Source organism: Mangrovibacterium sp. (assembly GCF_041596335.1).
Classification (GTDB): domain Bacteria; phylum Bacteroidota; class Bacteroidia; order Bacteroidales; family Prolixibacteraceae; genus Mangrovibacterium.
The window spans coordinates 49,265-70,454 of sequence record NZ_JBFHIT010000025.1 but is presented as its reverse complement, the minus strand read 5'-3'; the positions used below and the strand labels follow the sequence as shown (position 1 = coordinate 70,454).

General features: G+C 42.0%; 22 protein-coding genes. 12 read left to right on the top strand and 10 right to left on the bottom strand.

Annotated features, from left to right (window positions below):
• Positions 1-261: glyceraldehyde 3-phosphate dehydrogenase NAD-binding domain-containing protein (locus ABZD21_RS10675; RefSeq protein WP_372774973.1), on the bottom strand; the 261-nt coding region annotated here is incomplete at its 3' end.
• Positions 262-1,556: 1,295 nt separating this feature from the next.
• On the opposite strand from ABZD21_RS10675, the gene ABZD21_RS10670 reads away from it, so the two are divergent.
• Positions 1,557-1,985: a T9SS type A sorting domain-containing protein gene (locus tag ABZD21_RS10670; RefSeq protein ID WP_372774972.1), complete on the top strand. Its 429-nt coding sequence runs from the start codon at positions 1,557-1,559 to the stop codon at positions 1,983-1,985.
• Positions 1,986-2,104: 119 nt separating this feature from the next.
• Positions 2,105-2,848, top strand: coding sequence for an NADPH-dependent oxidoreductase (locus ABZD21_RS10665; protein WP_372774971.1), 744 nt, complete (start codon positions 2,105-2,107; stop codon positions 2,846-2,848).
• A 19-nt stretch (positions 2,849-2,867) separates the two neighbouring features.
• Here the strand turns inward: ABZD21_RS10665 and ABZD21_RS10660 are convergent, their stop codons facing one another.
• Positions 2,868-3,233, bottom strand: a complete 366-nt coding sequence (locus tag ABZD21_RS10660) for a response regulator (RefSeq protein WP_372774970.1) — start codon at positions 3,231-3,233, stop codon at positions 2,868-2,870.
• A 135-nt stretch (positions 3,234-3,368) separates the two neighbouring features.
• Here ABZD21_RS10660 and ettA point away from each other — a divergent pair, with 135 nt between their 5' ends.
• The 3 genes from ettA (at position 3,369) to ABZD21_RS10645 (ending at position 6,022) form a co-directional block, all read left to right on the top strand.
• Complete coding sequence (gene ettA / locus ABZD21_RS10655; RefSeq protein ID WP_372774969.1) at positions 3,369-5,054, top strand: energy-dependent translational throttle protein EttA; 1,686 nt, start codon at positions 3,369-3,371, stop codon at positions 5,052-5,054.
• Between the two features lie 177 nt (positions 5,055-5,231).
• The gene (locus ABZD21_RS10650; protein WP_372774968.1) at positions 5,232-5,774 is read left to right on the top strand and encodes a hypothetical protein; all 543 of its coding nucleotides are present in this window, start codon (positions 5,232-5,234) and stop codon (positions 5,772-5,774) included.
• A 38-nt stretch (positions 5,775-5,812) separates the two neighbouring features.
• Entirely contained in the window at positions 5,813-6,022 is a 210-nt protein-coding gene (locus ABZD21_RS10645) for a hypothetical protein (RefSeq protein ID WP_372774967.1), read from the top strand.
• Between the two features lie 85 nt (positions 6,023-6,107).
• Here the strand turns inward: ABZD21_RS10645 and ABZD21_RS10640 are convergent, their stop codons facing one another.
• The 3 genes from ABZD21_RS10640 to ABZD21_RS10630 form a co-directional block, all read right to left on the bottom strand.
• Positions 6,108-6,515, bottom strand: a complete 408-nt coding sequence (locus tag ABZD21_RS10640) for a hypothetical protein (protein ID WP_372774966.1) — start codon at positions 6,513-6,515, stop codon at positions 6,108-6,110.
• Positions 6,516-6,525: 10 nt separating this feature from the next.
• Positions 6,526-6,867: a hypothetical protein gene (locus ABZD21_RS10635; RefSeq protein ID WP_372774965.1), complete on the bottom strand. Its 342-nt coding sequence runs from the start codon at positions 6,865-6,867 to the stop codon at positions 6,526-6,528.
• A 910-nt stretch (positions 6,868-7,777) separates the two neighbouring features.
• Positions 7,778-8,341 carry a tlde1 domain-containing protein gene (locus tag ABZD21_RS10630; RefSeq protein ID WP_372774964.1) on the bottom strand — a complete coding sequence of 188 codons (564 nt, stop codon included), beginning with the start codon at positions 8,339-8,341 and terminating at the stop codon, positions 7,778-7,780.
• Between the two features lie 435 nt (positions 8,342-8,776).
• On the opposite strand from ABZD21_RS10630, the gene ABZD21_RS10625 reads away from it, so the two are divergent.
• The 3 genes from ABZD21_RS10625 to hisS all read left to right on the top strand — a co-directional run bounded on the left by ABZD21_RS10625 (position 8,777) and on the right by hisS (position 12,086).
• A complete protein-coding gene (locus tag ABZD21_RS10625) occupies positions 8,777-10,060 on the top strand; it encodes an MgtC/SapB family protein (RefSeq protein ID WP_372774963.1) in 1,284 nt (427 codons plus the stop codon).
• Between the two features lie 41 nt (positions 10,061-10,101).
• The gene (locus tag ABZD21_RS10620; RefSeq protein WP_372774962.1) at positions 10,102-10,455 is read left to right on the top strand and encodes a DUF4870 domain-containing protein; all 354 of its coding nucleotides are present in this window, start codon (positions 10,102-10,104) and stop codon (positions 10,453-10,455) included.
• Between the two features lie 266 nt (positions 10,456-10,721).
• Entirely contained in the window at positions 10,722-12,086 is a 1,365-nt protein-coding gene (hisS, locus tag ABZD21_RS10615) for a histidine--tRNA ligase (protein ID WP_372774961.1), read from the top strand.
• A gap of 46 nt (positions 12,087-12,132) precedes the next feature.
• Here the strand turns inward: hisS and ABZD21_RS10610 are convergent, their stop codons facing one another.
• From ABZD21_RS10610 to ABZD21_RS10595, 4 genes are all read right to left on the bottom strand, one after another.
• The gene (locus ABZD21_RS10610) at positions 12,133-12,588 is read right to left on the bottom strand and encodes a hypothetical protein (RefSeq protein ID WP_372774960.1); all 456 of its coding nucleotides are present in this window, start codon (positions 12,586-12,588) and stop codon (positions 12,133-12,135) included.
• A 6-nt stretch (positions 12,589-12,594) separates the two neighbouring features.
• Positions 12,595-13,050 (bottom strand): hypothetical protein, encoded by a 456-nt coding sequence (locus tag ABZD21_RS10605; RefSeq protein WP_372774959.1) that lies wholly within the window; start codon positions 13,048-13,050, stop codon positions 12,595-12,597.
• A 52-nt stretch (positions 13,051-13,102) separates the two neighbouring features.
• Complete coding sequence (locus ABZD21_RS10600; protein ID WP_372774958.1) at positions 13,103-13,651, bottom strand: RNA polymerase sigma factor; 549 nt, start codon at positions 13,649-13,651, stop codon at positions 13,103-13,105.
• Positions 13,652-13,745: 94 nt separating this feature from the next.
• A complete protein-coding gene (locus ABZD21_RS10595; RefSeq protein ID WP_372774957.1) occupies positions 13,746-14,495 on the bottom strand; it encodes an NUDIX hydrolase in 750 nt (249 codons plus the stop codon).
• Between the two features lie 209 nt (positions 14,496-14,704).
• Between ABZD21_RS10595 and ychF the strand changes: the two genes are divergently transcribed.
• The 4 genes from ychF (at position 14,705) to ABZD21_RS10575 (ending at position 19,837) form a co-directional block, all read left to right on the top strand.
• Positions 14,705-15,805, top strand: coding sequence for a redox-regulated ATPase YchF (ychF, locus tag ABZD21_RS10590; protein WP_372774956.1), 1,101 nt, complete (start codon positions 14,705-14,707; stop codon positions 15,803-15,805).
• Between the two features lie 365 nt (positions 15,806-16,170).
• A complete protein-coding gene (gene asnB / locus ABZD21_RS10585) occupies positions 16,171-17,841 on the top strand; it encodes an asparagine synthase B (protein WP_372774955.1) in 1,671 nt (556 codons plus the stop codon).
• A gap of 741 nt (positions 17,842-18,582) precedes the next feature.
• A complete protein-coding gene (locus tag ABZD21_RS10580; protein WP_372774954.1) occupies positions 18,583-19,497 on the top strand; it encodes a DMT family transporter in 915 nt (304 codons plus the stop codon).
• Between the two features lie 46 nt (positions 19,498-19,543).
• Positions 19,544-19,837, top strand: coding sequence for a hypothetical protein (locus ABZD21_RS10575; protein WP_372774953.1), 294 nt, complete (start codon positions 19,544-19,546; stop codon positions 19,835-19,837).
• Positions 19,838-19,880: 43 nt separating this feature from the next.
• Here ABZD21_RS10575 and nhaA read toward each other — a convergent pair whose 3' ends face one another.
• Positions 19,881-21,182: a Na+/H+ antiporter NhaA gene (nhaA, locus tag ABZD21_RS10570; protein ID WP_372774952.1), complete on the bottom strand. Its 1,302-nt coding sequence runs from the start codon at positions 21,180-21,182 to the stop codon at positions 19,881-19,883.
• Positions 21,183-21,190 lie beyond the last annotated feature (8 nt).

Here is a 21,190-nt window from a genome sequence, read left to right as displayed (position 1 = left end):
TCCCCAGTTAATGTCAGCAGGGTTTCTTTCGGCAGTTACACGAATTTCAGCACCGTTTACGATCAATTTACCGTCTTTAACTTCTACTGTACCGTTGAAAATACCGTGTGTTGAGTCGTATTTTAACATGTAAGCCATGTAGTCAACATCGATCAAGTCGTTGATAGCAACTACTTGAATTGTACCTTTTGCGATAGCTTGACGGAAAACGAAACGACCGATACGGCCAAAACCGTTAATACCGATTTTAATTTTTGACATAGTATGAAAGTTTAATAATTAATGAAAGATTATTCTTTGATTTATTAGCTCATTTTTCAAAAGCCACACAAAATAACGAACTATAATCAACATGGTCAAGTTTTTTAAATTCCTTTTGCTGTTTTGCCGCTGAGTTTAAAATTTAATTAATGTTCGTCTGGCAGCTTGGTTCTATTTTCAATGGCGTTGTGATAATTCCTGGTTTTAGTCTTGCGATTGTTGTTGTTTAGTTGGCTTCAGTTCAGTGTGTTGTGTGATTGTTTTCCGATTTGCTGATTGTTGGATTGGCCAATCCGGATATTTCCAGCCAACAAAGCCGAAACCTGTAGCAGCCGGCTGTCAACCGAGCGCCTCGAACTTCAGCGCAGCGGACTGCCATTAAAGGCGATTGTTGCGAGCCGACTCTCCGGTACGAGTGAGTGTACTAGATATCAACGGCGAATCGAAGCCGAATTGAGACTGTATTTTGAACTGGAGAGGCGATGTGTTGACGTTTTAAGTGTTGATGATGTTGAATGAAGAGGGTCTGTAGTCAAGAAAACCCCATTCGGATAGTCGTAGTTGTGGATTTGATAGTTGAAAGTGTGTGTATGATCCCTTGATATATTTATATGTTCACTGCGATGTATTATGTTCATGGTCGCATTGCTGTCGCCTTTTGTTGCACTGGTAAGTATTTCCGATTTCGCATTTTTATTGAGAGAGTAGGCCGGACATTCACAAGTTTTGCACGAAGGATTTGATAGTGTTATGACCACACAAACAAGAAGGAGCAAAGTACTCCGAATAATTTGTCCTGGCTGTAAAAGTGGAGTCAATTTCGAGCTGTTATTAATCATTGGTGTGCTGATATTCAGTGGTTTATTGTGGCTTTTGGCCTTGTCCGAAAGTTCGTTGAAAATTTAGCAGTCTTTTTATCCGATTTAGCGTTGTGATCACTAAGTAAAACTATTTCGCAAAACCTTTATTGTATTCTCGGCCAAAAAAAACTTTGCGACCCAACTATGTCAGCGGGATAACATCGTGTTGTACGAATTCAAGTGAACAAAATAAAAAATTAGCATACAAAAACATAATTGTATGGGATTGTCGAGCTATGTATCTGTTTGTGAGGAGGGTAGTATTCCGGATATGTCCTATAAATTTATCGAAAGTGTTGTTTGTTTAACAGAAAAGATTTAGGTTTGTAACGGTATGTAAGAGTGTAAACGTTCAGATTGATTTTATTGTGTTTCAGTGAAGAACTAAAATTTAAAATCACGAACCTGTTTCGGAGTGAAGCTAAAATGAATACTATGGGGAGAAAGTTTACTCGGTATAGTCAGAAGCCCTGGATTGTTTTCGCTGCCCTGTTCTTGGGGTTGACCGCGAATTTAAACCTGTTCGCAGCTAGTGTGGGCGAGAGTTCATCGAATGCTGCCTGGCATACTGATCCTTTCCGAACTTTAGACGGGAATGAACAGAGCTTGAGTGTTGAGGACGAGATTGAGGACCGAGAAAGTTTTGTTGTTTATCCGAACCCGTTTAACGATGTTTTATACATCAGAAATTACGATAAAATTAACCGGCTTTTTATTATCAATGTTGTTGGGCAACGAGTAAAAGAAGTTGTCCATCCAGCCAATATGATATCGACAACCGAATTGCGCAAAGGGATCTATTTTATTACCCTCATGTTAGACGATGATGTAATAGTGAGTACGCAGAGAATTATCAAGCGTTAGGAATGTAAAGAGAGCAAAGGGAGGTTTAAAGCCTCCCTTTTGTTTTTTATAGGAGTTTCTGAATTTGTTTTCAGTTTCGGGGCAACCGTTTAACTTTGCGCCATAAAATAGAAAGCCCTATGATAAAAACGATAGTTGAACACCGCTCCATCCGGAAGTATAAGTCATTACCAATTGCCGATGAACTTTTAAGTCAAATTCTAGAAGCCGGAACACGGGCATCAACAACCGGGAATATGCAATTGTACAGCGTGGTTGTAACTCGCGATGAAGAGAAAAAGGCAAGCATGGCGCCGCTTCATTTTAATCAGCCGATCGTTAAAGAAGCCCCGGTGTTGTTGACGATTTGTGCCGATCTGAATCGCTTTAATCGTTGGTGTGAGTTGCGTAAGGCCGATGCGGGATACGATAATTTTCTGTGGATCCTGAATTCCGTGGTTGATGCTTCGTTATTTGCCCAAAACATTTGTTTGGCTGCTGAATCGGAAGGATTGGGAATTTGCTATTTGGGAACCGCGCTTTATAACGCTCCCGAAATAAGCGAAGTATTGAAACTGCCGAATGGCGTAATTCCCGTAACTGCAATAACGGTGGGCTATCCCGATCAAAATCCACCTTTAACCGATCGGCTTCCATTGGATGCGATCGTTCATGATGAATGCTATTCACCCAACACCGAGCAACGTATTAATGAGATCTTCAGTGAAAAGGAAGCACTGGAAAGTTCAGCGCGCTTTGTGGCCGAGAATGGTAAGGAAAATTTGGCGCAGGTTTTTACTGATGTGCGATATAAAAAAGCAGACAATCTTCACTTTTCAGCTAAACTATTGCAGTTTTTGAAATCGCAGGGGGTTGATATTTAAAGATTTGAAGGCTGTGATGTTATTGGCCGGAGTATAGCGCAACCTGTTCCATGAGCTTTGCTGCGCGAATTGGTTTTATCAGGTAGTCGTTAGCTCCGTATTTCATGCATCTTTCCCGGTCGTTTTCCATATTGCTGGTAGTGAATACGACTATTGGTGTTTGTCGGTTGGGCTCGCATTCGAGTTGGCGTATACGTAAAGTGGCTTCAGCTCCATCCATAATGGGCATCGACAGATCCATTATAATCAGATCGTAAGTGTTAGCGGAGGCTTTCATAACCGCTTCTTCTCCATCATTTGCAGTGTCAACAATGTGAGCATTACGAAGTGAATATTGTACAAATTTCTGATTGATAGGATTATCATCCACCACTAAAATTTTCAAAGCGCTGCATTTTTAGAATTACCATTATAAAAGTATGGATAATAAGACTTAAAATGCATTACTTTTGCTAACCAATAATTTGGGTTAGCTAGTTTGAAAGCCCATTTTGATCGTGATTAATATAATAAATGTAGTATGAGTGACGATAAGAAGATTATTTTCTCGATGTATAAGGTAAGTAAAACTTACCCACCGCAGAAACAAGTCATTAAAGACATCTCGTTGTCTTTCTTTTTAGGCGCAAAAATCGGAATCATCGGATTGAACGGTTCCGGTAAGTCGACCTTGTTGAAGATAATTGCAGGATTGGAAAAATCGTACCAGGGAGAGCTGGTTTTTTCACCCGGATATTCTGTTGGCTATCTGGAACAGGAACCCCATCTTGATCCCACAAAAACAGTGAAGCAAATTGTAGAGGAAGGGGTGCAGGAGATTGTAGATGCACTAAAGGCGTACGAAGAAGTCAACTTGAAATTTGCAGACCCTGACGTTCTGGAAGATCCGGATAAAATGGATGCGCTGATTAATGAGCAAGCGAAACTGCAGGATAAGATTGATCATTTCGACGCGTGGAATCTGGATGCAAAGCTGGAGCGGGCTATGGATGCGCTTCGTTGTCCGCCCAGTGATCAGTTAGTGAGCGAATTGTCTGGTGGTGAGCAGCGGCGGGTAGCTTTGTGCCGTTTGTTGTTGAAAGAACCTGACGTATTGTTGCTCGATGAGCCAACCAACCACTTGGATGCGGAGTCGGTACAATGGTTGGAGTTGCACCTGCAGCAATATAAAGGAACGGTTATCTGTATCACTCACGACCGCTACTTCCTCGACAATGTAGCCGGATGGATTCTTGAGTTGGATCGTGGTGAGGGAATTCCATGGAAAGGAAACTATTCGTCCTGGTTGGAGCAGAAGTCGAAGCGACTGGCGATGGAAGAAAAGCAGCAATCGAAACGCCGTAAAACGCTGGAGCGCGAGCTGGAGTGGATAAAAATGGCTCCCAAGGCCCGTCATGCCAAGGCGAAAGCCCGTTTGAATGCTTACGACCAGTTGTTGAATGAAGATGTGAAGCAAAAAGAAGAAAAGCTGGAGATTTATATTCCGAATGGACCGCGATTGGGGCAGCATGTGATTGAAGCGCATGGTGTTACAAAGGCGTTTGGCGAGCGTATTCTGTTCGAGGATCTGGACTTTGTGCTGCCACCCAACGGTATCGTTGGTGTAATTGGGCCAAACGGCGCCGGTAAAACGACCCTGTTTAAGTTGATCATGAAACAGTTGCAGGCCGACAAAGGAACGTTCGATGTTGGCGAAACCGTGAAGTTGGCTTATGTCGATCAATCGCATGCGGCTATTGATGCCAACAAGTCGGTTTACGATGTCATTTCCGGAGGAAACGATCTGATTGCACTTGGTGGACGTCAGGTGAATGCCCGCGCCTATGTTTCGCGCTTCAACTTTTCCGGTTCCGACCAGGAGAAAAAATGTGGCATCCTTTCGGGCGGTGAGCGTAACCGTCTGCATTTGGCCATGGCTTTAAAAGAAGAAGGCAACGTGTTGCTGCTTGATGAGCCGACCAATGATATTGATGTGAACACACTTCGGGCCCTGGAAGAAGGTTTGGAAAGCTTCGCCGGTTGCGCCGTAGTGATCTCGCATGACCGTTGGTTCCTGGATCGCATCGCCACGCACATTTTAGCATTCGAAGGCGAATCGCGCGTGTACTTTTTCGAAGGTAGCTATTCGGAATACGAAGAAAACAAGAAAAAACGTCTGGGCGATGAAGGCCCGCACCGAATTAAATACAAGAAGTTGGTTGAATAAATCAATCGCGAATGATCTTAAAAATGGCTGCCTCCGGGTGGCCATTTTTGTTGGCAGCAGATTAAATTGTTTAAATATTTTTTAGAAAAATTTGCACTTTGTTGCGTTAAATTTGTGGGTGAGAGACTAATTCCATATCGTTAAATCAGAGAATCAACAATTAATTTCAGCTACGTTATGAAACATTTTTTATTGCTCGTAATCATCGTGTTTTCAGCTCAGTTGTTGCAGGCGCAAAGTAAAGGCGACCCGGCTGGCCCAAATGAACAATCAAAAGTGACCAGAGAGTACGACGAGCAGGGGAATCTCATTCGGTTCGATTCAACGTATGTGAAAAGTTGGTCGTCGGATTCGACCCTGAATCAGGCTACTTTTAACGAGCTTCAAAAACAGATGGAGGAAATGTTTAAAGGTTCGTTTGGGGATGAGTCAGATGGATTTTTTGGCGATTTTTTCCCGGGATCAGCTAAAGAGTTTTTTGGTCAGTTCGACCAGCAATTCAGCGATAGTTCGATTGTGATGCCAGGGTTTCAGAATTCATTCCCCGATTTCGACAAATTGCACGAGCAGATGATGCAGCGCTTCGGTCTGTATTTTCAGCCGGATTCTGTTTTTTTTGAACAGGACACTATCCCCGGCCAATTTCAATTCGATTTTTTCGGCAATCCCGAAGAGTTTGAAGAGATCCGCAAGGAATTTGAACAGCATTTTGATCGGTGATAAAATAATTATCGGCAGACATTTTTAACAGCAATATATTGCAAAATACGCAGCAGTACAATACATCTGCTAAACGGCGTTACAAACGCCCAACAGCGAACCCCTCGTCACCGCTAGCGCTAAGACGAGGGGTAGGTGGTTTTTTTGAACAGGACACTATCCCCGGCCAACTTCAATTTGATTTTTTCGGCAATCCCGAAGAGTTTGAAGAGATCCGCAAGGAATTTGAACAGCATTTTGATCAGTGATAAAATAATTATCGGCAGACATTTTTAACAACAATATATTGCAAAATACGCAGCAGTACAATACATCTGCTAAACGGCGTTTCTCTTATCCAAAGAAACTCTTTCCTTCTATCAAATTTTGCTTTATAATACCATACAGTATTGGAATTGCAATAGACAGTATCAAATAAAGAATAATACGCCAGCCCTTCTTCCGTTTTTCTTTCCCAGTTTCCGTTTTCCAAACACCTCTATATTCCCTGTACTTTTTAGCTTTCACATATCTATTCCAATTGATTATAGGAAAAATAATAATCAAAGGCAAAAACCAGTATTTTGAAAAATTGCCAGGAATTGGATACTCCCAAAATACTCGGACGAGAATAAACAAATCAAGAACGGTAAAAAACTGCATTAAAGAAATAACCAAAGAACTCGTCATCTCAGCTGATGAATCTTTCTTCTTTTTATAAAAATCACATATTCGATAATATGAGTAATCAAAAAACTTCATAATTGTTAATTTACCAAGGTTTCCAAGATGCATTAGGGTCAGTAAAATTGCTTTGAATGGATTCTCCAATTGTATTTCCAGAATATGCTTGCCATCCAAGGTTTCCGACAAAGTATAGACCAGAAACTGCCCAACCAAATCCAGGTACGAATGCAACTCCTCCCATAATTAAGTCTAGACTATTACTTACATTAACACCATTTACTGCCATATCAACCCCTGAAAGAGCCACACCTGTATAACCAAGTACTCTACCTGTGTTTTTTAATGCTCGTAATGAATGATTTACTGGCTGTGAAAAATTACCAGATAATGAACGGTTGAATTTAGCTTGCCTTAAATATTCCCACACGACAAGTTCTCTACCTTTTGTTAATAGTCCTACCCCCTGCTCCTCCGGATGTGCTCAAATATTGTTCAACGCGGCTGGATCGGATTTATAATCCGATCCCTTGTAAGCCCGGATTTGCAATCCGATTAAACAAACAGTCTCAGTCATACAAATTCAATATTAACTAATCCTTTTTCGCCCGCATAATCCCTGGCCGAACTGTATAGATATTCCTCGGGATTTGCCACCAACTCGGCCTTGACCGGATTGAAGTGGATATAAGGCATCTTTTCTTCCCGGCGATATTCTATTGCGTATTCCCATAGGCGTGAAGGTACAATTTATTTGGTATATGTGGATTGCAAATCCGGTGTTAACAAGGTCAGGATTACAAATCCTGACCAGCAATTACCAGCTTTTGGCATATCCCGAAGAGCGGGTAAAGGGTGTAGCGATTTACGTAAAGCTTTAGATTTGGGATATGACATTGCTAAAAAAGAAATAGCAAAATACTGCAAATAAAAAGGGTGCCAATCGACACCCTCTTCATTTCTATTTAACTTTCTTTAGTTTTCTTATCAAATACGCCAGAAACGCCAGTATGCCTAAATATATTGCTATTGCAATAAGAGCAATAGAAAAGCTCCAGAATGTTGGAACATCATGGTATTTAGGAAGCATTCCTTGTTTATAGCTATAATAATTCATTAATTCCAAAAGCACGAATAGAGTAAATAAATTAAGTAGATACGTTTTTATTCGATGTGCTTTAGCATAGAAGCTATGGAATATAAAATACGACAGCCCCAAAATAAGCAGACCATATAAGATTCCATTCATTACAGGTGATTCTTCAAGTATCATATTTCGGTAAAATATAAATACGTAAAAAATAACTTGTATAATAATTGTTGTTAGAATTTGTCTCATGCTAATATTGAACCCTTAAGTAAGTGACACCTTGATTTTTCACGTAATTGTAAATATCTCCTACATTACCACCAGCATCAATACAGCCAGCTGAACCAGGCCAAAAACCACCATGCAAATAAAAACTATGTCTTAATGTGCGAGGTCCTTTCCAGCTAATATAATTAAGCGGCACATTCCAGTCAACCCAATCCCCATTTCTAGCGATGATATTATATACCTGTCTAATCTTAGTTTGTTCACTCCATTTATGGTTATAAAAGAAGTAGTTTCCTTCTGGAATAGGACCAAGATTAGATATTTTCTGTGAATTCGGATTATTCATATGTTCTCCTTTCCCAGAAGTAGCAGCTGTCGAATAAATAGTATTATCACCCTGCATTACAGAAAGAGTCTCGCCATTAAAGAAAAGTGAATAATCTCCACCGCCTTGGGAACTGGCAACATAAGGCGTAAAATTATATAATCGGCACTGTCCATTTTGGATTGCGACGTAATAATCACTTCCGCTGGCTGTTTGAAAATTCATCCATCCCTCAAGACCCATTGACTCAACCTTAAGCATGTAAGCCGCCAATTGTTCTATTGTGTTCGCCCTCTCCGGGCTTGACTGACTATTGATGGTACTACTACCCGATGAAAATTGCCCAACCCAGGTCTGGTAGTTTGCAAAAGCAGCAGCAGCTCCAGCAAATTTTGATTGTTAATCAGGCGAACCCCGTAAAAGTACCCCCCCCGGGATTATGTTATCAAGCAGAAATATTTTCACGGCTGAGATTTGAAATTTGCCCGTGAAACACAACCGCACGAAACGCCGCAGAAAAGCATTCGTTTATTGTCTGGAGGTGCATATTTGGGGTTGAGCCATAGAGCAAGGGAGGCTCCCAAAAAAGTGAAAAATCATTTAGGCCGGTTCTGGAAGGAGGCTCGGATATGTTTGGGGAGTGGAACTGTTGCTTTCAGGTGGCCTAAAACCTATCTTTGTTAAAAAGCCCGACTAATGGATCTGGAGAACTATTTGCCTGCCGAGATTATCAACTTTGTATTCGTGTTATTGTTTTCCCTTTTGATTGGGATGGGGCAGCGACGTCATCATTTGAAGCAGGAGGACAACGAGCTTTTTGGTACCGACCGTACCTTTGCTTTTATTGGCCTGCTCGGCTATGTGTTATATTTGTTTGATCAGGTTAGTCACATTCCGTTCTTAATTGGTTTCGCCATACTAGGTTTGCTAATTAGTGTCCAGTATTTTCAAAAAATAAAACTGCTGAAAGATTTCGGCTTAACCTCCTCTGTTCTTGCGTTGCTCACTTTTTGTTTGCCCATTATGGTGTATACCCAGCCTATTTGGTTGGTTCTGTCGTTTGTTGTGGCGATCTTGATTTTGACCGAGATGAAAAGTACGTTTCGGACGATTTCGGAAAAAGCATCGCAGGAGGAGTTTACCACATTGGCCAAATTTATCGCTTTTGCAGGGATCATTTTACCATTATTGCCAACCAGTGATCTGGCTGAATTTATTCCTGTCTCGGCCTATCAGATTTGGCTGGCGATTGTTGTCGTTTCAGGTGTTTCGTATGTTAGTTATCTGATCAAAAAATTCGTGTTCCCGAAATCAGGCATTTTGTTGACTGGTTTTCTTGGGGGCATTTATAGCAGCACTGCCACAACAATTATCCTGGCGCGAAGGGAAAAAGCAGAGCGGACCGGCATTCAATCCATATCGGCTATTTTGTTGGCCAATGGGATGATGTATTTGCGGGTGCTGGTGTTGGCTTTTGTTTTTAACGGCGCGATTGGCAAATTACTGGTTGTGCCATTTCTGTTTCAGTTTTTTATTGCTTTTGGCCTGTCGCGGCTGGTGTTGCGAAAGCCCGGTTCGGACGATCCGGATCACGCTGTAATTGACTCGTTGGATACCAAGAACCCGCTGGAGTTGAAGACAGCGACAATTTTTGGAGTTTTGTTTGTTGGTTTTGGATTGATCACGCAGTTCGTGATGGAGCAATACGGGAGTAGTGGTGTTGCCGGACTGGCCTTTGTGGTCGGATTGTTCGATGTAGACCCGTTTTTGTTGTACTTGTTGCAGCAAAATTCAGGTTTGTTGAGCATGATGGTGGCACTGGCGGTGATTAACGCGACCAACAGTAACAATGTCATGAAAATGATCTATGCCTGGGGGTTGGTCAGCAAGACATCGCGTAAAGTGTTGATGATGAATTTTCTGGTGCTGATAGTTTCCGGATTGATCCTTTCCGTCGTATTTTACTATATTTATCGTTAAGGATTGGAATACAATGAATTAAAACCCTGAAAAATAGCTATATGGAACGAATAATTGAAAACCCGGATGAACGTACCTGGGGCATGTTGTGTCATCTTTCGGCATTGGCAGGAGCCGTTATTCCTTTTGGAAATATTATTGGTCCCATCATCGTATATAGTACCAAGCGTGCCGAGTTTGATTTTGTAGAAGATCAAGGGAAGGAGTCTTTGAATTTCCAGATCACAATGACAATAGCCCTGGTGGTTTCGGCGATCCTGATTGTTGTCGCAGTGGGATTACTCCTGTTGGCAGTGGTTGGTTTGTATACGCTGATATATACTGTGATTGGCAGCGTGAAGGCATCGCAAGGTGAATTTTACCGCTATCCGGTGACCTATCGTTTTATCAAATAGGCTTCGTGGTTGTGGTATTTTAAGTTTTATGGTCTTTATTGGCGGCTCTTCTTGAAGACCTGCCATTTTTCGTTATTTTTGCAGCCTTAATAGCAGGAGCTTGCTGAGTTTTAGAGAGATTTGATGTGTCCTTATTCGGACATTCAACCAATGAAACGAACAGGTTGTTTTGAACACAAAAAATCAAAAGAGGATAATTTTAAGCAACAAGTAAGTTCTACAATAGAAAGCAAATTATTCACTGTTGAAATAACGTTATAAAATAGATGGCACAGAAACCTTCAATCCCAAAAGGAACCAGAGATTTTTCACCGGTAGAAATGGCTCGCCGGAATTATATTTTCGATACGGTTAAAGCAGTTTTTCAACTCTACGGATTTCAGCCGATTGAAACCCCGGCGATGGAGAACCTTTCAACTTTAATGGGAAAATATGGAGAAGAAGGCGATAAGTTGCTGTTCAAAATTCTGAACTCGGGCGATTTTGCATCCAAAGCTTCTGAAGACGATTTGATTGCCCGAAACAGTGTTAAACTGACGAACCAGATTTCGGAAAAAGGCCTTCGCTACGATTTGACCGTGCCTTTCGCGCGTTTCGTTGTGCAATACCGGAACGATATATCCTTTCCGTTTAAGCGATACCAAATTCAACCGGTTTGGCGTGCCGACCGGCCTCAGAAGGGACGCTACCGCGAGTTCTACCAGTGCGATGTCGATATTGTTGGAAGCGATTCGTTGCTGAATGAATTTGAACTGGTGCAGATTATTAGCGACGTTTTTACCCGTTTGAATGTGAACACAGTCGTGAAAATCAACAATCGGAAAATTCTGGCCGGAATTGCCGAAACGATTGGCGAAGCTGATCGGATTATTGATATCACGGTAGCAATTGATAAGCTGGATAAAATCGGGCTGGAAAAGGTGAATGAGGAATTGCTTGAAAAAGGAGTTTCGCAGGACGCCGTAGAAAAGCTGCAGCCAATTTTACAACTGAGTGGAACAACCGACGAAAAGTTGGATCGTCTGGAAGCCGTGATTGGCGGATCTGAAGTTGGAAAGAAGGGGATTGAAGAAGTTCGCACTTTCTTTGGGTATATCAGTACAGTTGAGTTGAATACGGAGGTTGAGCTGGATTTAACGCTTGCGCGCGGCTTAAATTATTACACCGGAGCCATTTTCGAGGTGAAAGCGAAAGATGTACAAATTGGCAGCATCTGTGGTGGTGGTCGCTACGACGACCTGACCGGAATCTTCGGAATGCCCGGGGTATCGGGGGTTGGCGTATCGTTTGGTGCCGATCGGATTTACGATGTAATGACTCAATTGGAGTTGTTTCCGGAAGAAGCTGTTGCTTCCACCAAAGTGATGTTTGTTAATTTTGGAGCCAAAGAAGAGGCGTTCTGTTTACCTGTGTTGCTGCGTTTGCGCGAAGCCGGAATCAATGCGGAAATATTTCCTGAGCCGGCAAAAATGAAGAAGCAAATGACTTGGGCCGACCGCAAAAACATTGCTTGGGTAGCCGTTGTTGGCGAAGAGGAAATGAGTCAGGGGAAAGTGAACCTGAAAAATATGAAGTCTGGTGAGCAAAATTTGCTGAGCCCGGATGAAATGATTGAAGTTTTGTCGAAATAGATCGATCCAAATAAGAAATAAAAAAAAAGCCCGAAGAGGCCTTTTTTTATTTCTTATTTTCTTTTTCCCGTTGTCGGTATTCCCTGATTACTTTGAATCTGAATTCGCTTTCAGTCGGACTGATCAAAATAACTTTTTTAACCGGCAAAACCTTTAGGAATTTTTCATTGTACGATTTTGCCAACTCGGCTTCTTTTACGATCAGACTGATCTGCTCGCTGTTCAGTTTCGTTAATTCTGCATCCGAGAGTTTATTGTAGTTGTCTCTGACTTTCGATTCCAGTTCCTTTTTTTTCTGATGAAAGCTGATTCTGGATTGGTCGTATTCATTATAAATAGGCCAGAACTTTTGAGCTTCTTCAGGTGTGAGTTGAAGTTTCTCAGTCATATAGGATACCCGGTTCGATTTGTAGCGCTCAAATTCTTCCATGCGATCTTTTATTTGCGCAAAACTTGCCAGCGAAAAGAACATTAGGAGTAGGATGATGGATAAATTTTTCATGCTTTTCTAATTATATAATTCGGCAAAAATTTCATAGTCGTTTAACTCTTCTGATGCAATGATGACCATTTCTTCATGGTTTGTGTTGTTGCTTAAATCCGTTGTTGCAATCGTTTGAACCAGAATCTTATCGTCAATAAATAAGGTGTTCGATAAAATGACATCTTCGAGAAGGTCTCTCTCATACGTTGATTCAATCTCCGTTTCAGCTACAATCGTTCCGGTGAATCTTGATAATGGGTATTTTACAAGCAACAAAATGAGCACAAAGCAGGCAGCCAACCCGATAACTGGTTTTAGGATTCGGATGATGGTTTTTCTGGTGCCGGGTTTCTCTTCCAATGCTGTGATCCGCGCATCGAGGCGGTCTTCGAATGTTTCGAAATAGCCAGTTGGAACGTCAAAAGGGGGCTTTTTACTTCCCTTCTGTTCCGGATTCCATATGTTGTTCGTGTCTTTCATCTATTCTTATTGACTTCAATTTTGACAAAAAGTTTAATTATCCCCGCAAATTCTATTCTAAGTTTTTTATGAACTCACTGATTTTTTTTACCGCATGGTGATAAGAGGCTTTCAACGCTCCTTCAGAGGTTTCTAAAATCTTTTCCATATCCTGATATTTAATATCGTCGTAGTAACGCATGTTGAAAACCAGTCGTTGCTTTTCAGGCAGGCGTGCGATTGCTGCCTGTAACTGTCGCTGCAATTCGTCGCCATTGAAGTAGGGATCGGCCTGAACGTTTTCAAGCAGATAGTCATTCAGGTCATCATCGGTTCCGTTGAACGTTTTTTTCTTTTTGTGGCTTAAGAAAGTCAGTGATTCGTTTGTCGCAATCCGATAAAGCCAGGTGTAAAGTCCCGATTCGGCGCGGAAGGAGTCGATGTTTCGCCATACTTTAATGAACACATTTTGCAGGATATCATCTGTGTCTTCGTGGTCGAGTACAATTTTACGGACATGCCAATATAGCCGTTCCTTATAGCAGCTAACTAAGGATCGGAATGCTGTTTGCTTAGTCGCATCGTGTTTTAAATCGGCTATAAGTTGCTGTTCGTCGATCATTCTTCCGGGCAAACGATTTTCAATTAAGACAGGTTTTTGTCCTTAAGGTTTAATATTCGGGCGATGAAATTAAGGGTTACATTCGGATAATTGGCTATTCAATTCGAAATTTTAATCCATCATTCTTAAGTTGATTGTAGACCTGTTCATCGAATCGGAAAAGTTTTGCTGCCCGGTGCGACACATTTTGTTGTTTTTCTCCGGTGTCGATCAACAATCCCATATTCGCAATTTTTTTGCGGAAGTTGCGTGTGTCCATTTTCTTGTCGAGGATAACTTCGTACAAGCTTTGGAATTCGGTTAAGGTGAACTTGTCGGGTAGGAGGTGAAAACCAACCGGATGGTATCGAACTTCCTGTCGTAAGTGTTCCAGTGCCTTGTTAATAATATACGGGTGGTCGAATACAAGTTTTGGGAGCCTATCCAGTTTAAACCACTTAAGATCATTTAGTTCGATCGACTTCTTTATGGTGTGGTGATTCGGATTAATCAGGGCGTAGTATCCAATTGTCAACACCCGATTATTAGGCACCCGGTCGGGCTTTCCAAAGCAATGAAACTGTTTCAGAAAAACATCGTTCATGCCTGTGGCCATATAAAGGAGCTCTTGGGCAAATTCATCCAGATCTTTCTCAACGGGTACGTGGGCTCCAAAAACATTCCAGGATTTCGGGTCAGTCAGCGACGGGTGATTTTCATACAGGTGTTTGATGTCTTCGAAGTCTTTCTGAGCTCTGATTGATTTTAGGGCATTTTCAGGGTTTTGCTGCGAAAGTAGTATGTTAAGCGAGATTCCGTCAAACCCAAAAATAACGCAGTCTATTGATACGGATTTTAAGATCATAGTTCGTTCGTTTTAATCGTGTGTGGTCGTTAGATTCAAAATCTTAGCGATGGTTTCCGACCTTCTAATAAATAAAGATAAGTCGAAAGACGTTTTGAGAAATTCAAAACTTGATATTGTCAACGGAATATAATCGTGTTCAATACCTGTATAGTCAAAAATAGGGAAAAAGGTTTAACTTTGCAGCGCAATTTTTAGAAACTAACAGAATGGCATTAAAGTGTGGTATTGTAGGGCTTCCAAACGTCGGGAAGTCAACGTTGTTTAATTGTTTGTCGAATGCGAAAGCGCAATCAGCAAACTTTCCGTTTTGCACCATCGAACCCAATGTGGGCGTGATTACAGTGCCGGACGAACGATTGAATAAGTTGTCCGAGTTTGTACACCCTGAGCGAATTGTTCCAACTACCGTTGAGATTGTAGATATCGCCGGGTTGGTTCGCGGTGCCAGCAAAGGTGAAGGATTGGGAAATAAGTTTTTGGGTAACATCCGCGAAACGGATGCCATTATTCATGTGTTGCGTTGTTTTGAAAACGATAATATTACCCATGTCGACACAACAATTAATCCGGTGCGCGACAAGGAAACCATTGACATCGAGTTGCAATTGAAAGACCTGGAGACGGTTGAGGCACGTCTTCAGAAAGTGGAAAAGCAGGCTAAAACCGGAAACGATCAGGAAGCAAAACGACTGGTGAAAATCTTGGTTGCCTACAAAGAGGCGTTGGTTCAAGGGAAATCTGCTCGAACAGTTGAAATTGATGACTTAGATATCAAATTGGCGAAAGATCTGCAATTGCTGACCAATAAGCCAATTTTATATGTCTGCAATGTAGACGAAGCTTCTGTACTTACAGGCAATGCATATGTTGATGCGGTAAAAGAAGCCGTTAAGGATGAAAGTGCAGAATTGCTGGTAATTGCTGCTGCAACCGAAGCCGATATAGCAGAGTTGGAAAGTTACGACGAACGTCAAATGTTTCTCGAAGATTTAGGCCTCAAGGAGTCAGGAGTGAACAAGTTGATTAAAACCGCCTATAAATTATTACAACTTGAAACCTACTTCACTGCGGGAGTCAAAGAGGTTCGTGCCTGGACCTATCATCGAGGATTTAAAGCCCCTCAGGCAGCCGGCGTGATTCATACCGACTTTGAAAAAGGTTTTATTCGTGCTGAAGTTATCAAATACAAGGATTTTATCAGCCTGGGGTCAGAGCAAGCCTGTAAAGAAGCAGGAAAAATGTCGGTTGAAGGGAAAGAATATGTGGTGCAGGATGGCGATATAATGCACTTCAGATTTAATGTATAGATACAATGTTTAATCATATTAATAGCAGTTTACTTTTAAACTGCTATTTTTTTTAGCAGTTTTATTTCAATCAGTAATTCATGCCGAACGAATAACCGAAAAGCATTTTTCCGGTTCGTGCCCCTTCTTTTGGGAGGGGTAGAGGTTGAAAAGTGGTTAATTTGGATGCAAGGCCACGATGAAGGAGGGGGTGGTTGGATGAAAATGAATTTCAAAAAGAAATCAAAAAATATCTAAATTAATTTATTTGCTTAAAATATGGAGGTATTGATAGAAAAGTGTCAGCTCTAGTTTTGAGATTAAAACAAATAGATTAATTTTGACGGTTACAATTTGTAGGCATAACACAATTAATTTTTGGCAATATGTGTGGAATAGTAGGCGTATTTGACTTAAAAGTTGATTCTCAGGAATTGAGAACTCAAGTATTAAAACAATCAAAAAGATTAAGACATCGCGGACCAGACTGGTCTGGAATTTACTGTGGCGAAAAAGCAATCATCGCGCACGAACGTTTGTCGATCGTTGACCCTGAATCAGGAGGTCAACCACTTTATAGCAAAGACAAAAAATTAATTCTCGGAGTCAATGGTGAAATTTATAATCATGCTGAAATCCGCGAGTTAACAAAAGATAAGTATGAATACCAAACCGGATCTGATTGTGAAGTTATTTTGGCTTTGTATCAGGAAAAAGGCGTCGATTTTCTCGACGATCTGAATGGTATATTCGGTTTTGTTTTATACGACGAAGAAAATGATTCCTATTTGGTTGGTCGCGACCATATTGGAATTATTCCGTTGTACATGGGCTGGGACGCGCGCGGACATTTTTATGTTGCTTCCGAGTTGAAAGCGCTGGAAGGTTACTGTACAAAAATTCAGGAGTTTCCACCCGCCAGTTATTTGTATAGCAAAGACGGCGAAATTAAACGCTGGTGGAACCGCGACTGGATGGATTACGAAAACGTAAAGGATAATACAACCAGTGTTGACGAACTTCGCGAAGCAATGGAAGCAGCAGTTCAGCGTCAGCTGATGTCTGATGTGCCTTACGGTGTATTGCTGTCCGGAGGATTGGATTCATCGGTAACTTCAGCATTGGCAAAAAAATTCTCCGGCAAACGTGTTGAAACGAATGGCGAACAAGATGCCTGGTGGCCTCAGTTGCACTCTTTCGTGATTGGCCTTGATGGATCGCCTGATTTAGCTGCAGCACGAAAAGTTGCCGATCATATCGGAACAATTCATCACGAAATTCACTATACGATTCAGGAAGGTTTGGATGCGATTCGCGATGTAATTTACCATATCGAAACGTACGACGTAACCACCATTCGTGCTTCCACTCCAATGTATTTGTTGTCGCGCGTTATTAAGTCGATGGGAATCAAAATGGTACTGACAGGCGAGGGAGCCGACGAAATCTTCGGTGGTTATCTGTATTTCCATAAAGCGCCGAATGCGGAAGAGTTTCATAAGGAAACGCTTCGCAAGATCAATAAACTGAACTTGTATGACTGCTTACGGGCGAATAAGTCGTTGGCAGCCTGGGGTGTTGAAGGTCGGGTGCCATTTCTGGACAAAGAATTTATGGATGTGGCCATGCGCTTGAATCCGGCAGATAAAATGGCTGGTAAAGGTAAAATTGAAAAGTATGTTGTTCGTAAAGCGTTCGAAGACATGTTGCCTGAAAGCGTTACCTGGCGCCAGAAAGAACAGTTCTCAGACGGAGTTGGCTATGGCTGGATTGATACATTGAAGCAAATAGCCACCGAAAAAGTAAGCGATGAAATGATGGCGAGTGCGCATTTCCGTTTCCCGGTGAATACGCCACGTTCAAAAGAAGAGTATTTGTACCGCTCAATCTTTGCCGAACATTTCCCATCCGATCAGGCGGCTGCTTGTGTGCCATCTGTTCCATCAATTGCTTGTAGTACTGCCGAAGCGTTGGCGTGGGATGCTTCCTTCCAGAATAACGTTGACCCATCGGGGCGCTCAATTTTGGGCGTTCACGAACACGATTTAGAGAAATAGGAGTTGGATTATAACCATTCAAGATAAAAAGACTGCACCGCAGTCAATCATTTTGCCAAAAATGAGTGTAAAACCAGTGTCGAAAGATGCTGGTTTTTTTTATTGGTTGTTTTGAGGAGCTTTTTACGTCTATTGAACCGACTGTAGTGCGTTCGGTTTATGGAGTTTACGTCCGGAGATTCGACTCAGCTGAAAGCAACTGGTTTAGCTATGGGCTGGAGAATTGAAGGATGATACAAAAAAAGACCGCTGGTGCGGCGGTCTTTTTAATCATGAGTAACAAAAAAAGTCGATTTTACTACTACGTGTATTGCCATTGACGGCAATAGCATCGAGTTTGAAAACATTACTTTGTTTGCTCTGTAAAGATAATTAATAACGGTTGCATATTGGTCATATCGCATTTTTTTTAGTCTGAACTATCTGTTCTGTAAAACACCACCACCTAAATCCTGTGACTTCGTCTTCCTGGCAAGTCTGAGGGAATACAAATAGCGCAATCCCTTTCTTTGCTTTTAAATGCTCCGATAAGTAGAGGGGATGGAGTGAGTCGGCTTTAGTAAATGCAGTTTGCATCGGGAAAATAGACGAGCATTGGAGATATTGTTTCCCGGCATTGGCGATTCAAACTAGTAAAATAGATTGCGGGATGGCAGGGTGCATGAGTAACATGTCTGACAAAACTTATTACTTTTGGTTCCACTAAAAGTGGATCAATCGCTTATTTATAGATTAACGCGCATGAATTATTTTGGAGAAATTGCAGCTTTGCTGACCGCCGTTTTCTGGACTGTTACCAGTATGGCATTCGAGTCGGCAGGGAAAAAAGTGGGCTCGCTGTCCGTAAATCTGATCAGGCTAATTATCGCCTTTGGCATTTATGCGATCTATACGCAGATTACCCGGGGAATGTGGTTTCCGTTTGATGCCGGAACCGAACGCTGGCTGTGGTTGGCCTTGTCGGGCATTGTCGGCTTTTTGATTGGTGATTTGCTCCTATTTCAGGCTTTTGTCGTGATCGGAGCGCGGGTTTCGATGCTGGTTATGGCAATGACACCGCCCTTTACCGCTTTCATTTCTTATTTCGTTTTGGATGAAGTGCTATCAGCCATGAATTGGGTCGGGATGGTTGTGACCTTAACCGGAATTAGTATGGTGATCCTGAAGCGCGGGAACAAGTCGATAGTGGGCGAGGAGAAGATCAGACGGAAGCTAAGTTCGGCCTACCCGGTTTACGGAGTTTTGTTGGCATTGGGTGGAGCCTTGGGGCAGGCTAGTGGCTTGGTGCTTAGTAAAAAAGGGATGGGCGACTATGATGCTTTTGCCGCGTCACAGATTCGTGTGTTTACCGGTTTGATAGGATTTACTATTCTGGTCATTTTTATGAAAAGATATCGGCGTTTATGGTCGGCAGTGACCGATTTATCCGCCATGAAGCGCATTGGTCTCGGCTCGTTTTTTGGCCCTTTTCTGGGCGTTGCTTTTTCGTTGTTGAGCATTCAGCATACGAAAGCCGGGGTTGCAGCTACGATTATGGCTATCGTGCCTGTAATGATTATTCCTCCGGCTATTTTAATTTTTAAAGAAAAAGTAAATACAAAAGAGGTTGTAGGCGCGTTTATAACTGTGGCGGGCGTTGGTATTTTTTTCCTGTAGATTGGGATCAAACTGAACTGAAAATTTTCATTGAAAGATAAAGCTTATGAATTCGCAATTAAAATCGTTAATCGCCCATTTTTCGTTGGTTGGTTGGGTGGTCGCTATAATTATGAATGACGCGGAGAAAGAGCCGCAATGCTCGTTTTACCTCAGGCAAACTCTTGGTATCTATCTTGTTGCGTTACTGGGTGCAATCGTTCCCGGTCTGCGGATTACGCTGGGGATTGTCGCAATTATTCTCTGGGTGGTTAGTTTGATCGGAGTCGTTCAGAATCGTGAAACTGAAATTCCGGTCTTAGGGGTTTACTTTCAGGAATGGTTTAAAGGGATTCGTTAGCAAGTGAAAAAAATAAAAGCCGCATTACGCGGCTTTATTTTTTTTATTTTAAGGTCGATTTAAGTAAGAAATATCCTCCGACTCCTGAAATCAATGAACCGATCAGGATTCCAATTTTTGAGGCATCAATGAAAAGCGGGTCTACAAATGCCAGGTTCGTTATGAACAGTGACATTGTGAATCCGACACCGCCAAGCAGTGCGGTGATGAATAACTGATTATAGCTGGTATTTGCCGGAAGACTAGCCAGATTTAGTTTGATCGCTACCCACGAGAACAAGCTAATACCAATTGTGTTACCGAAGACCAGAGCAGCAGCGATTACCATCGATAAATCGAATTGCGTAAAACTTTCCGCATTAATAAGTACTCCGGCGTTTGCAAAGGCGAAAATAGGCATAATCACATAGCCGACCCACCCGTGAAGTTTATGCTCGAGTGACTGGAGTGGCGATTGAACATGACTCGTCAACTCATCCATTCGGTTTACCGCGCCCATTTGGTCGTGCGTCAGAACATGTTTCGGGTTTTGTTTTCCATTAACCCGTTTGAATGATTGGATCGCCTCGTCCATGTTCTGCTGGAATTCTTTCAATTTAATTTTCTTGCCAATCGGGATGGCAAAAGCGACCAGCACTCCAGCCAACGTGGCATGTACTCCTGATTTGAGGAATAACACCCAGATAACTGCACTGACTACGAAGTACAAGTATTTGCTGTAAATTCCGAAATAATTTAGGGCAAGCAACACCAGGAACAGTCCAAGGGCGGCCATAATTAAGGTCATCTGGATGGAAGCGCTGTAGAAAACAGCGATAATGATAATCGCGCCCAAATCGTCGACAATCGCGAAGGCAGTTAAAAATACTTTCAATGCATAGGGGACACGTTTCCCCAGTAAATTCAAAATTCCCAAGGTAAAGGCAATGTCAGTTGCCATCGGAATAGCCCATCCGTGTGTGGTTTCCTTAGATGGATTAAGGAGCAAAAAAATAAGAACAGGGAATAGCATACCGCCTAAAGCGGCAAAGGCCGGAAGGCTTGCTTTTCGGACGCTGGAAAGCTCTCCGACAAGAACTTCGCGTTTGATTTCCAAGCCGATCAGAAAGAAGAAAACAGCCATCAACCCATCGTTGATCCAAAGAACCAGCGATTTTGACAACTCGAAGCTACCCATTGCAAAAGTTAATTTACTCTGAAGTAGTTCAAAATAGGGTTCGGCTAGCCCAACATTTACGGCCAGTAACGTTAGAACCGTAACTCCTAGCAGGACAATGCTTGACGAGCTTTCCTGTTTGATGAACCGGTCGAATGGTTCAGTAATGAATCTTTTAACTGGAGACATAAAGCTTA